Origin of the sequence: Nonomuraea sp. NPDC049269 (assembly GCF_043197155.1) — a bacterium.
GTDB lineage: Bacteria > Actinomycetota > Actinomycetes > Streptosporangiales > Streptosporangiaceae > Nonomuraea.
This window is the reverse complement of record NZ_JBICSO010000005.1, coordinates 861856-874282: the sequence shown is the minus strand read 5'-3', so window position 1 is coordinate 874282 and position 12427 is coordinate 861856. Positions and strand designations below refer to the sequence as shown.

The following is a 12427-nucleotide window of genomic DNA, read 5'->3' as shown; positions in this document are numbered from 1 at the left end:
ACGACATAGTGCTCCTTTCACGTGCGGCCCAGCTTCGCCAGTGCCGGCAAAGCGACCGCCAGGGCGGCTCGCTCCTCATCGGTGAGCGCCGCCAGTTCGCGGCTGAGGTGGGCGATCCTGGCCTGGCGCACGGCCAGCAGCCGGACGCGGCCCTCGTCCGTGAGCTCGACCGTCCTGACGCGGGCGTCGGCGGGGTCGGAGCCCCTGGCCACCAGCCCGGCGTCCTCCAGACGGTTGATCTGCACGGTCATGGTGGGCAGTTGCACGGCGTGCTCCTCGGCCAGCTCCGTCATCCGGCGCGGGCCGGGCTCCAGGGAGCCGAGGACGGCGTACTGCTGGCTGGTGACCGGCTGGCCCGCCACCGTGCGCCTGAGCAGCAGGACCAGGTGGCGGAGCACCGCGGAGACCTGTTCGGCCAGCTCGGCGGGATCGTCGCTCATGATACTTAGCCTAACTAACTTAGCCTGGCTAATATTCCGAATGCGAAAAAGGCGGCGCCCCTACGGACGCCGCCTTTGCGGGCGTTATCTTTGCGGGGGTTACGGGCGTTCGGTCTCCAGGCGGACGGTCTCGTCCACCGTGACGCGCCGTGCGAGCACGGACGGGTCGAGCGGGCGCAGGTACGTCTGCTGCACGCCGGGCACGCCGTCCTCGACCACGAACGTCGCCCTGGTGTACGCCTCCGCGCCGGGCTCGCGCAGGTGCGGCACCACCTTGAAGTCCGCGGTGATCGCGTCACGCTCGATCTTCGTCAGCACGTAGCCGCGCTGGTTGTTGTAGAACTTCAGGTGCGGGTTGATGGCCAGGAACGGGTGCGTGGCCGGGTCGGAGTCGGCGCCGTCGCCGCCGGTGGAGATCGAGCTGGCCACCAGCTCGGAGCCCACCGTCGGGCCGGTCGGGTCGTCGTAGTTCAGCTTGAGGTCGCTGGCCCAGTGCGCGTGCACGTCGCCGGTCAGCACGACCGGGTTGCGTACCTTGGCGTCGACCCAGCCCTGCGTGATCCGCTGGCGCGAGGCGACGTAGCCGTCCCAGGCGTCCATGCTGGTGACCTTCGCCGGGCCGGCGTTGTTGTCACGCTGGGCGAAGAACACCTGCTGGCCGATGATGTCCCACTGGGCGCGCGACTTGTGGAAGCCGTCGACCAGCCATTCCTCCTGAGCGGCCCCGGTGATCGACCTGCTGGGGTCGACGGCGGCCGGGCAGTCCTTGTAGCCGTCGCCGCAACCCTGGTCGTCGCGGTACTGCCGGGTGTCGAGCATGTGGAAGCTGGCCATCCTGCCCCAGCGCACCCGCCGATAGAGCTGCATGTCGATGCCGCGCGGGATGGAGGTGCGGCGCAGCGGCATGTTCTCGTAGTAGGCCCGGAAGGCCGCCTCCCGGCGCTGCAGGAAGGTCGGCTGGTCCTCGGCGTGCTCCGGGATCTCGTCCGCCCAGTTGTTGTCCACCTCGTGGTCGTCGAAGACGACCAGCCAGGGGGCGGCGGCGTGGGCGGCCTGCAGGTCGGCGTCGGCCTTGTACTGGGCGTGGCGCTGGCGGTAGTTGGCCAGCGTGACGGTCTCGGGGCCCTCGTGGTTACGTACGTTGCCGCCGGGGATGTTGTAGGTGTTCTTGGTGTATTCGTACTGGTAGTCGCCCAGGTGAAGGATCAGGTCCGGGTGCTCCTCGGCCAGCCTGCGGTACGAGGTGAAGTAGCCGTGCTCGTACTGGGCGCAGGAGACGAACGCCATCGACAGGGCGCCGCCGTACGACAGGGGGTGCGGGGCGGTCTTGGCCCGGCCGACGGGCGAGATGTACGGGCCGACGCGGAAGCGGTACCAGTACTCACGGTCGGAGCCGAGATGGTCGGCCTCGACGTGGATGGTGTGACCCCATTCGGGAGCGGCCACGGCGACGCCGCTACGGACCACCCGGCGGCACCTCTCGTCGGAGTAGATCTGCCACAGCACGGGGAACGGCCGCTGCGGCATACCGCCGAAACCGTCCTCGGCCAGCGGCTGCTGGGCCAGGCGGGTCCAGAGCACGAAGCCCTCGTGGTCCGGGTCGCCGCTGGCGACGCCGAGCGTGAACGGGTCGGTCGTCAGGCCGCGCGAGGCCAGGCTCTGAGCGGTCTCGGCGGCGGGGTCCTTGACGGGATCGGCGTTCGCGGTGGTGGCCGGGATGGCCGCGGCGGCGCCCGCGGTTAACCCGGCGACGAGGAAGTGGCGGCGGTTGAGCTTGGACAAGGGGGGGCTCCCGGGGAGGTCGGCGAGGGGACGTCTCGTAACCTGACGGAGGATCATGACGCCCCGGTGAACACCACCTAACACGAAAAAGACGACATCCTTCACGGATATCGCCCCATACGGAAATTTCCGCCGCCCCGGCGACGCGCCCGGCTTCCTAGATCATCTCACCCCACACCCCTACGGCCTGCGACGACGCGCCGGAGCAGGCGCGCGTCGCCGCAGAGGACGCGCCCAGCGTGACCGCGCCGGGCCGCCCAAAGACAGGGCAGGCGACGCGCAAGAGAAACGGGCGCGCCACGGACCTGCGCGCCACCGGCGGACGCCGCCCGCCTGCGGCACGCAAAGGCACGGGGACGCATCGCACGCGATGGCTCCACGCGAGGCACGGATATCGCCCCTTGCGACGCATGAACCCCACAGAGCGCGTCGCCCGCGACCGCGGCAAAGGCCGTGCGCGACACGCACGGCATGGGCGCGCCTGTCCGCCTGCGCGCAACAGGCAGGCGGACGCCGCCCACCTGCGGTACGCAAAAGGTGCAGGGACACATCGCGCGACGGCAGGCAAAGGCGCCGCGCGACACGCAGAGCATGGGCGCGCCTGCGCGCAAGCGGCGCCATCTGCGCGCCTGAGATGGGCGGAGGCCGTACACCTACGGCACGCAAGAGCACCGGGACGCATCGCACGGCGCCGCAGGCGCGGGTGCCCGCCTGCGGCACGAGACCCGAAGGTCGCGCCAGACGGTGCACCCCCTTCAGAGGGGCCTGCCGTCAGACGCGCCCCCCGTCAGAGGGGCGCGCCGTCGCTCAGGCCAAGAGCCAGGAGGCCCTGTTACCAGCCGCGCTCGGCGAGGCGGTGCGGCTGCGGGATATCGTCGACGTTGATGCCGACCATCGCCTCGCCCAGCCCGCGCGAGACCTTGGCGATGACGTCGGGGTCGTCGTAGAACGTCGTGGCCTTGACGATGGCCGCCGCGCGCTTGGCCGGGTCGCCCGACTTGAAGATGCCGGAGCCGACGAACACGCCCTCGGCGCCGAGCTGCATCATCATCGCCGCGTCGGCCGGGGTGGCGATGCCGCCCGCGGTGAACAGCACGACGGGCAGCTTGCCGCTGCGGGCCACCTCGGCGACCAGCTCGTACGGCGCCTGCAGCTCCTTGGCGGCGACGTACAGCTCGTCCTCGGGCAGCGAGGTGAGCCGCTTGAGCTCGCCGCGGATCGTCCGCATGTGGGTGACCGCGTTGGACACGTCGCCGGTGCCGGCCTCGCCCTTGGAGCGGATCATGGCCGCGCCCTCGGTGATGCGGCGCAGGGCCTCGCCCAGGTTCGTCGCACCGCACACGAAGGGCACGGTGAACTGCCACTTGTCGATGTGGTTGGCGTAGTCGGCCGGGGTCAGGACCTCGGACTCGTCGACGTAGTCGACGCCCAGGGCCTGCAGCACGCGGGCCTCGGTGAAGTGGCCGATGCGGGCCTTGGCCATGACCGGGATCGACACCGCGGCGATGATGCCGTCGATCATGTCGGGGTCGCTCATCCGGGAAACGCCGCCCTGCGCGCGGATGTCGGCGGGCACGCGCTCCAGGGCCATCACGGCGACGGCGCCGGCGTCTTCGGCGATCTTCGCCTGCTCGGGGGTGACGACGTCCATGATGACGCCGCCCTTGAGCATCTCGGCCATGCCGCGCTTGACGCGCGCAGTTCCGGTGACGGGGGTGTTTTCGGGCGTGCTGGACACGACGGTCTTCCTCACAAAGGCGAACGGTAAGTTATCAAGCCCATGGTAGGTCCTGAAGACCTCTCTCCTGACACACCACGATGTCAGGATTTATCAAGGCTCTTGTACATCTAGGTGGGCTTTTCACGGGATAACGGGCTTGCGGCTGGCGAGCGCGACCCAGACCTGGCCGGGCGCGAAGTTCATCGGCTCGCCACTCTCCGTGGTGAACGTCGTACCGCTCTCCTCGGATTTCCGCTCCCACTTCGCCTTGTACGCCTTGCCGTCGCGCAGCACCACCGCCGTGCCCTTGCCGACGCTGTGCACCAGGGGCGTGTAGCTCTGGTTCTTGTCGTGGAACTGGGAGCGCTCGGTCTTGGTGTACTGGACGACGATCGTGGGCGCGCCGAGCTGGCCGCCCTCCGCCGCCATGTCCTTCTTGCCGTCCTGCCAGATCAGCCACTTCTTGTCCGCCTCGGACCAGCCGAAGGTGAAGCGCGCGGCGGGCCACTTGACGGTGTACGACTTCTTGTCCACGCCGCCGTCGGCCGGGGCGTCGCCGAAGGTGAAGCCGATGTCCTTGGCCTTGTCGGCGCCCGGCGCCCGCGACAGCAGCTTCTTGGTGGTGGCGAACAGGTTGTACGGGGCGAAGCGGCCCGGCTGGCGGAAGAAGGCGCCCGGGTTGCGGGTGTCGCCGACGTCGTACAGCGAGGCCTTGGCCATGAACGGCAGCATCAGCGACTGCACGCCCGAGTAGGCGAACGCGGGCTTGCCGAACTGCGGCACGATGTGCAGGTCGGAGATGCGGGCGCTGCGCACGGGCCCCACCTTGGCCGGCAGCTTCGAGGAGAAGACGGCCATCAGTCGGGTCAGACCGGCCTCGACCTGCTCGACGTAGACGATGTCCGCGCTCTTGAGCCCGAGCTGGGGCTTGCCGGCCGCGGTGTTCTCGATCTTCACGGCGAGCACCGGCTTGGCGCCACCCTCCATCGGCAGTCCGGTGAAGGGATGGGTCTTGCCCGCCTCCTCCGTAGGCTCCTCGGTCGGGGAAGCCGTGGCCGCCTGCGGCGCCTTGCCCGCGGCGGGCTCGTCCGACGAGCAGGCCGCGACCGGCAGCAGGACAGCCGCCCCGGCCAGCGTCACGGTAATCATCCGAGGTAGCCGCACCTGTGTACTCCTCCGCATGGGCCCAGAAACGGAAGAAGCCTACCGGCGCTCTCCAAATCAGGTCATTCAGTTGCCATAGTCGCGGGCGGATTGTCATCAATCTCGAAGAATTGCGGGTATTCGGTGTGCCCGGCCAGGCGAAGGACTCTGGCGAGCCAGCGGCGCTGGGCCGTACGCGTGACTCCCACGGCGCTGTTGTAGAAGCGGCGCGAGTAGACGACCTTGGCCACGGCCGCGCCGAGCTCTTCGAGCAGGGCCTGGCCGCCGGGCGACTCCGACAGCTTCTCGGTGAAGCGCTCCTGGTCGACGACGGCGCGCAGCGCGCCCGACAGGTCGCTCTCGGCGTGCTCGCGATCTTCGGGCCCGGCCATCCTGGCCTCGTGCGCCGCCGCGGCCAGCACCAGCGAGGTCGCCGGATCGAGCAGCCGGGAGCCGGCCAGCTCCAGCACGACGGCCCTGCGCCGCATGAGCGCGGCGTCGAGCGCCTCGCGGGCCAGCTCCAGCCGGATGTGCATCCGGTCGAGCCGGCCCGCCCGCCACGAGATGTAGACGGCCGTGAGCACCACGACGAGGCCCGCGATCAGCACGATCATGGTCGGGGTCACAGGTCTTCCTCCACGCCGCCCGCACCGCTGGACGTCACCGTCTCGTAGACCCGGACCACGTCACGGGCGACCGTCGACCAGTCGTACTTGCCGACCGCGACCAGCGCCTCCTCGGCCAGCTTGGCGCGGCGCTCCGGGGCGTCGAGCAGCGCGGCCGCCTCGCGGGCCAGCGAGGCGGGGTCGCCGTTGGTGAACAGCGCGCCCGCCTGGCCCTCGCCCAGCACCCTGCGGAAGGCGGGGATGTCGCTGGCCAGCACGGTCGCCCCGGAGGCCATCGCCTCGGCCAGCACGATGCCGAAGCTCTCACCCCGGGTGTTGGGCGCGCAGAACACGTCGACCGAGTGGTAGGCGCGGATCTTGTCGGCCTCGCTCACCTGGCCGAGCACGGTGACCCGGTCGTGCAGCGCCTTGGGCACCCGGTCGTAGACGTCCTTGGCGTCGCCCGGCCCGGCGATGAGCAGCTTGAGCCCCGGACGTTCGGCCGCCAGCGGCTTGAAGGCGTCCAGCAGGATCGGCAGGCCCTTGCGCTCCTCGTCCATCCGGCCGAGGAAGCCGAGCGTGGCGCCGTCGGGCCCCCACCCGTCGAGCGGCTCCGCGCGCGCGTAGCGGCTGACGGTGACGCCGTTGGGGATCAGCACGGTGTCGCCGCCGAACTGCTCGACCAGGCTCTTGCGGGCCGCGTCGGAGACCGCGATGCGGCCGCTGAGCTTCTCCAGCGCGCTGCGCAGCAGCGGCTCGGCCACCGCGATGGCCCGCGAGCGCGTCCAGGAGGCGTGGAAGGTGGCCACGATCGGCCCCTTGGCCGCCCAGCAGGCCAGCACGCCCAGGCTCGGCACCAGCGGCTCGTGGATGTGCAGCACGTCGAAGCCGCCGTCACGCACCCAGCGCCGCACACGGGCCGCCGAGATGAAGCCGAACGACATCCTGGCCACCGACCCGTTGTACGGCACCGGGATGGCCCGGCCCGCACCCGTCACATACGGCGGGAGCTCCTCGTCGTCGGCGGCCGGCGCGATGACCGAGACGTCGTGCTCCTGCGCGATCAGTGCCTGGGCCAGGTCGTCGATGTGCTGTTTGACCCCGCCGGGCATGTCCCAGGAATAGGGGCAGACGATGCCGACCTTCATCTGGCCAGGTCCTCCAGCCAGAGCCGCTGCAGCATGTGCCAGTCCTCCGGGTGCTCGGAGATGCCCTTCTCGAAGACGTCCGTCAGGCGCTGCGCCACGATGGCGACCTTCTCCTGCCTGGTGCCCTCCTCGGGCACGGGGATCTCCTCGTGGATGTCGATCCCCCAGTCGTCACCGTGGAAGTAGACGGTGGCGGGCAGCAGCGCCGCCCCGGTCTGCACGGCCAGCAGCGGCGGCCCCGCGGGCACCTTGGTGGCCGAGCCGAAGAAGCGCACCTCGATGCCGCTCTTGGTCAGGTCGCGCTCGGCCGGCAGGCAGACGACGCCGCCCCGCCGTACGCGCGTGGCGAGGGTGCCGAAGTTGTGGCCGTCACCGCCCGTGAGCGGCAGCACCTCCATGCCCAGCCCCTCGCGGAAGGCGACGTAGCGGCGGAACAGCGACTCGGGCTTGAGCCGCTCCGCGACGGTGGCGAACGGATGGCCCACGCCCACCAGCCACGCGCCTGCCTGGTCCCAGTTGCCCATGTGCGGCAGCGCCAGCACCACCCCGCGCCCGGCGGCCACCGTGTCGTGGATGTGCTCGGCGCCGGTCACGTGCGTGCGGCGGACGATGTCCTCGCGGCGCATCGACGGCAGCCGGAACACCTCGTGGAAGTAGCGGAAGTAGGAGCGCATACCCGCCCTGCTCAGCTCGCGTATCTCGCGGCTGCCGGGATCGAGCCCGGTCACCCGGGCCAGGTTGGACTCCAGGCGACGTACGGACCGGCCGCGCCTGCGCCACACCCGGTCGGCCAGGAGGTTGAAGGCCCCCGCGGTCGCGCGCTGGGGCAGCAGCGGGACCAGTTTCCAGCCGGCCGCGAACCCCGCGGCGACGACGCGATCGGTGACGGACGTCTTCTGGCTCATCGCTCCCCAGCCTGCCTCGTCTGCCCATGAACGTGGACCACTCGCTGCACCACCGTGATCGCGCCGGCGATCGCCAGCAGCCACATCCCGGCGGGGAGAATGTACGGCACGCCGAGCCCGGCGAAGAAGGTGGCCACCAGTGCGACGACCAGGCGCTCCGGCCGCTCGGCCAGCCCCACGTCACAGGTGAGCCCGAGCCCCTCCGCCCTGGCCTTGGCGTAGGACACCAGGGCCCCGGCGACCAGGCCGGCCAGCGTCACCGCGGCCATCAGCGTGTCGTGCTTCGAGATGAAGTAAAGAATCAGCCCGCAGAAGATGGCGGCGTCGGCCACCCGGTCGAGTGTCGAGTCGAGAAACGCGCCCCAGGTGCTGCCCCCCTTGCCGCCGAGCCGGGCCACCAGGCCGTCGAGCAGGTCGAACAGCACGAACACCGTGATCAGCAGGGCACCCCACGACAACTGGCCCAGAGGCAGGAAGAGCAGGGCGCAGACGACGGTGCCGATCGTGCCGATCGCCGTGACGACGTTCGGGCCGATCCCGCGGGCGGCCAGTGCCCTGCCCAGCGGGGTGAGTATCCGGGTCATGGCCGGGCGCAGGAGTTTCAGCATCGCCGTCTGATCGTAGGCCATTAACGAGCCGACGACTTTCTTTGCCCCATCCCCCTTGTGATATTCGCCACAGGGGTATTTGGTGAACACACCGCGTCCATGCGGTTTCTGTCCCCTCGCTCGGGCGCGGCGTTGGCAACCTCAACCGACGACGCGGGAGGCGAATGTGGCAGAGAAGAACCCTGGCCAAGCCATGGGAGCCGCGGGCAGGGCACCAGCGGCCGACAGGGCGGATGCGATACGCAATGTCGTGCTGGTCGGCCACTCAGGAGCGGGTAAGACAACCCTCGTCGAGCAGCTGCTGGCCGCGACCGGCACGATCCAGCGGGCCGGCCGTGTGGAGGACGGCAACACGGTCAGCGACTTCGACGAGGTGGAGGTGCGGCAGCAGCGCTCGGTGAACCTGTCGCTCGCGCCGCTGGTGCACAACAGCATCAAAATCAATCTTCTGGACACCCCCGGTTACGCCGACTTCGTGGGCGACCTGCGCGCCGGGCTGCGCGCGGCCGACGCCGCCCTCTTCGTCGTGTCGGCCTCGGAGGGCATCGACGGGCTCACCCAGATGCTGTGGGAGGAGTGCAGCCAGGTCGGCATGCCCAGGGCCGTCGTGATCACCAAGATCGACCACCAGCGGGCCGACTTCGACGAGGTCCTCGCCACCTGCCAGGACATCTTCGGCGACGGCGTGGCCCCCCTCTACCTGCCGGTGATCACCAACGGGCACGTGAACGGCCTGATCGGGCTGCTGTCGCAGAAGTTCTACAACTACGCCACGGGCACGCGCACCGAGAAGGAACCGGGCACCGAGTACCAGTCGCAGATCGAGGAGCACCGCGGTGTCCTGATCGAGGGCATCATCCAGGAGAGCGAAGACGAGTCGCTCATGGAGCGCTACCTGGAAGGCGAGCCGATCGACACCAAGGTCCTCATCGAGGACCTCGAGAAGGCCGTCGCGCGGGGCAGCTTCTTCCCCGTGCTCTGCAGCGGCATCGGCGTGGGCGCCCAAGAGGTGCTCGAACTCATGACGCAGGGCTTCCCCTCCCCGCTCGAACACCCGATGCCGGAGATCACCTCCCTGGACGGCAAACCCGTCAAGGGCATCACCTGCGACCCCGACGGCCCGCTGGTCGCCGAGGTCGTCAAGACCACCAGCGACCCGTACGTGGGCCGCATCAGCCTGGTGCGCATCTTCTCCGGCTCCCTGCGTCCCGACATGACCGTGCACGTGTCCGGGCACGGACTGGCCGAGCGCGGGCACGAGGACCACGACGTGGACGAGCGCATCGGGACGCTCACCTGCCCGCTGGGCAAGCAGCAGCGCGGCGCCGCCAAGGGCGTGGCGGGCGACATCATCGCGGTGGCCAAGCTCTCCCGGGCCGAGACGGGCGACACGCTGTCGGAGGTGGACAGACCCCTGCTCATGACAGCATGGGAGACGCCCGAGCCGCTGCTCCCCGTCGCCATCCAGGCCAAGTCCAAGGCCGACGAGGACAAGCTGTCGCAGGCGCTGGGCCGCCTGGTGGCCGAGGATCCGACGCTCCGGCTGGAGAACAACGCCGAGACCCGGCAGCTCGTTCTCTGGTGCATGGGCGAGGCCCACACCGACGTGCTGCTCGACCGGCTGTCCAAGCGGCACGGCGTCGAGGTCGAGCGCGTCGACCTGCGGGTGCCGCTGCGCGAGACGTTCGGCGGCAGGTGCCAGGCGATGGGCCGCAACGTCAAGCAGACGGGCGGTCACGGCCAGTTCGCGATCTGCCATCTGGAAGTGGAGCCCCTGCCCTCCGGCGGGGGTTTCGAGTTCGTGGACAAGATCGTCGGCGGCGTGGTGCCCAGGCAGTTCATCCCGTCGGTCGAGAAGGGCGTGCGGGCCCAGATGGAGCGGGGCGTGGTCGCCGGCTACCCGATGGTGGACGTGCGCGTCACGCTGTACGACGGCAAGGCGCACTCGGTCGACTCCTCCGACATGGCCTTCCAGATCGCCGGGCAGCTGGCGCTCAAGGAGGCCGCGTCGAAAGTGTCGACGCTGCTGCTGGAGCCGGTCGACGAGCTGTCGGTGCTGGTGGCCGACGACTACGTGGGCTCGGTGATGTCTGATCTGTCGTCGCGGCGCGGCCGGGTGCTCGGCACCGAGCCGGTGGGCACGGGACGTACCCTGGTCAAGGCGGAGGTGCCCGAGCTGGAGATCACCCGCTACGCGATCGACCTGCGGTCCATGTCGCACGGCACCGGCACCTTCCAGCGCTCGTTCCTGCGCTACGAGCCGCTGCCGACGCACGTGGCCGACAAGGTCGCCACCGGCGACTGACGGCCGGTCCGGGCCGGGAGGAGCGCCGCCCCTCCCGGCCCAGCCGTCACTTTCAGCACACGAACATCACGAAACGATTTCTTTTTTTTGACCTAAGCACGTCAGAGGCAATGCCAAACTGAAGCATCATGCGAACCGGACGCCCTCTTATAGCCGCTGCCGCCCTCGCCACCGTCACAGCCGGCGCCGCCTACCTCTTCGGCCCGGGACCCAAGGAGACGCCCGCGGCGACCGCCTCGGCCTCGACCGGCTCGTCCGGCACGGAGACGGCGAGCTCCGCGCGGGCGAAGACCGCCTGCACCGCCGACGCCCGCTACCCCAAGCGCCAGCTGCGCGGCGTCTGGATCGCCACGGTCAAGAACATCGACTGGCCCTCGCGCACCGGCCTTCCCGTGGCCAAGCAGCAGGCCGAGTACGTCAAGCTGCTCGACGCCGCCGTCAAGCGCCGCTTCAACGCGGTCTTCGTACAGGTGCGGCCGGCCTCCGACGCGCTCTACAGGTCCTCGATCGAGCCGTGGACGCAGTATCTGACCGGCACACCCGGCAAGGACCCGGGCTGGGACCCGCTGCCGTTCCTCATCGACGAGGCCCACAAGCGCGGCCTGGAGTTCCACGCCTGGTTCAACCCCTATCGCGCCGCCTATGACGCCGACACGGCCAAACTGCCCGCCGGCCACCCGGCCCGCCAGCACCCCGGCTGGACCGTCAAGTACGACGGCCGTCTCTACTACAACCCCGGCCTGCCGCAGGTCCGCGAGCACGTCACCAAGGTCGTCACCGACGTGGTGCGGCGTTACGACATCGACGGGGTGCACTTCGACGACTACTTCTACCCGTATCCGGGCGAGGGCGGCGTTTTCCACGACGCGGCCGCCTTTACAAAGTACGGCGACGGCGCGAAGCTGGCCGACTGGCGGCGCGGCAACGTCGACAAGCTGATCGCCCAGGTCGACGCGGCCGTGCACGCGACCAAGAAGTACGTCAAGTTCGGGGTGAGCCCGTTCGGCATCTGGCGCAACAAGTCGGACGATCCGACGGGCTCCAGCACCTCTGGCATGTCGGCCTATGACTCGATTTATGCGGATGCGCGGCATTGGATCAAGTCGGGCACGGTCGACTACATCATGCCGCAGCTCTACTGGTCGCGCGGCTTCCGGCTGGCCGACTACCGGGCCCTGGTGCCCTGGTGGAACAACGAGGTCAAGGGCACCGGCGTCGACCTCTACATCGGCCAGGCCCTCTACCGGGTGGGCACCACGGACGACAAGGCCTGGACCAAGCCGGGCGAGCTGGCCGCCCATCTGACGTACAACCGCGACTACAAGCAGGTCGACGGCGATGTCTTCTTCAGCGCCGCCCAACTGCTCAGCAACCCGCTGAGCGCCATCGACCGCCTGGCCGACGACCACTACGGCCGCCCGGCGCTGCTGCCGCTCATCAAGGACCGCGGCGGCGTCGCCCCGGCCAAGCCCGCCGGGGCCAAGGCGGCCGGCGCCGTCATCTCGTGGAAGGCGAGTCAGGGCGCCCGCTCGTACGCGGTCTACCAGGTCCCGAAGTCGGGCCAGGACTGCCAGGCCACCGACGCCCGCAATCTCGTGGCCGTCGTCACATCACCCACTTTCACCACGAAGACCCCAGGCACCTATCTGGTGACTTCCCTCGACCGCCTCCAGAACGAGAGCGAGCCCGCCAAGGTGACGGTCGCCCCGGTCTGAGAGGCTGGTGCCGAACGGTCTCGACACCCACGGCGAGGTGAGACGATGCTGCGGAC

At 69.8% G+C, this 12427-nt stretch carries 10 protein-coding genes; 2 read left to right on the top strand and 8 right to left on the bottom strand.

Annotation, left to right across the window (positions count from 1 at the left end):
* Positions 1 to 17: 17 nt before the first annotated feature.
* The 8 genes from ACGFNP_RS31490 to pgsA all read right to left on the bottom strand — a co-directional run bounded on the left by ACGFNP_RS31490 (position 18) and on the right by pgsA (position 8351).
* Positions 18 to 440, bottom strand: coding sequence for a MarR family winged helix-turn-helix transcriptional regulator (locus tag ACGFNP_RS31490; RefSeq protein WP_393325007.1), 423 nt, complete (start codon positions 438 to 440; stop codon positions 18 to 20).
* A gap of 99 nt (positions 441 to 539) precedes the next feature.
* Positions 540 to 2222, bottom strand: coding sequence for an alkaline phosphatase D family protein (locus tag ACGFNP_RS31485; RefSeq protein WP_358325822.1), 1683 nt, complete (start codon positions 2220 to 2222; stop codon positions 540 to 542).
* 832 nt (positions 2223 to 3054) lie between these two features.
* Positions 3055 to 3975, bottom strand: a complete 921-nt coding sequence (gene pdxS / locus ACGFNP_RS31480) for a pyridoxal 5'-phosphate synthase lyase subunit PdxS (RefSeq protein ID WP_358325819.1) — start codon at positions 3973 to 3975, stop codon at positions 3055 to 3057.
* Positions 3976 to 4083: 108 nt separating this feature from the next.
* A complete protein-coding gene (locus tag ACGFNP_RS31475; RefSeq protein WP_358325816.1) occupies positions 4084 to 5091 on the bottom strand; it encodes a DUF3048 domain-containing protein in 1008 nt (335 codons plus the stop codon).
* A gap of 77 nt (positions 5092 to 5168) precedes the next feature.
* Positions 5169 to 5699, bottom strand: coding sequence for a hypothetical protein (locus ACGFNP_RS31470; protein WP_393325101.1), 531 nt, complete (start codon positions 5697 to 5699; stop codon positions 5169 to 5171).
* An 8-nt stretch (positions 5700 to 5707) separates the two neighbouring features.
* Positions 5708 to 6838 (bottom strand): glycosyltransferase family 4 protein, encoded by a 1131-nt coding sequence (locus ACGFNP_RS31465; RefSeq protein WP_358325810.1) that lies wholly within the window; start codon positions 6836 to 6838, stop codon positions 5708 to 5710.
* Positions 6835 to 7743, bottom strand: a complete 909-nt coding sequence (locus ACGFNP_RS31460) for a phosphatidylinositol mannoside acyltransferase (protein ID WP_358325807.1) — start codon at positions 7741 to 7743, stop codon at positions 6835 to 6837. The genes ACGFNP_RS31465 and ACGFNP_RS31460 overlap by 4 nt, the downstream gene beginning before the upstream one ends.
* Positions 7740 to 8351: a phosphatidylinositol phosphate synthase gene (gene pgsA, locus ACGFNP_RS31455; protein WP_393325004.1), complete on the bottom strand. Its 612-nt coding sequence runs from the start codon at positions 8349 to 8351 to the stop codon at positions 7740 to 7742. Before pgsA ends, ACGFNP_RS31460 begins: the two co-directional genes overlap by 4 nt.
* A 166-nt stretch (positions 8352 to 8517) precedes the next feature.
* Between pgsA and ACGFNP_RS31450 the strand changes: the two genes are divergently transcribed.
* A complete protein-coding gene (locus tag ACGFNP_RS31450; protein ID WP_358325801.1) occupies positions 8518 to 10656 on the top strand; it encodes an elongation factor G-like protein EF-G2 in 2139 nt (712 codons plus the stop codon).
* Positions 10657 to 10784: 128 nt separating this feature from the next.
* Positions 10785 to 12371, top strand: coding sequence for a family 10 glycosylhydrolase (locus ACGFNP_RS31445; protein WP_358325798.1), 1587 nt, complete (start codon positions 10785 to 10787; stop codon positions 12369 to 12371).
* Positions 12372 to 12427: the final 56 nt, after the last annotated feature.

What these genes read in the sequence shown, in the direction of transcription:
- ACGFNP_RS31490 (WP_393325007.1), bottom strand. Translation starts at nt 440, where the DNA reads ATGAGCGACGATCCCGCCGAGCTGGCCGAACAGGTCTCCGCGGTGCTC.
- ACGFNP_RS31475 (WP_358325816.1), bottom strand. Translation starts at nt 5,091, where the DNA reads ATGATTACCGTGACGCTGGCCGGGGCGGCTGTCCTGCTGCCGGTCGCG.
- ACGFNP_RS31470 (WP_393325101.1), bottom strand. Translation starts at nt 5,699, where the DNA reads ATGATCGTGCTGATCGCGGGCCTCGTCGTGGTGCTCACGGCCGTCTAC.
- ACGFNP_RS31465 (WP_358325810.1), bottom strand. Translation starts at nt 6,838, where the DNA reads ATGAAGGTCGGCATCGTCTGCCCCTATTCCTGGGACATGCCCGGCGGG.
- ACGFNP_RS31460 (WP_358325807.1), bottom strand. Translation starts at nt 7,743, where the DNA reads ATGAGCCAGAAGACGTCCGTCACCGATCGCGTCGTCGCCGCGGGGTTC.
- pgsA (WP_393325004.1), bottom strand. Translation starts at nt 8,351, where the DNA reads ATGCTGAAACTCCTGCGCCCGGCCATGACCCGGATACTCACCCCGCTG.
- ACGFNP_RS31445 (WP_358325798.1), top strand. Translation starts at nt 10,785, where the DNA reads ATGCGAACCGGACGCCCTCTTATAGCCGCTGCCGCCCTCGCCACCGTC.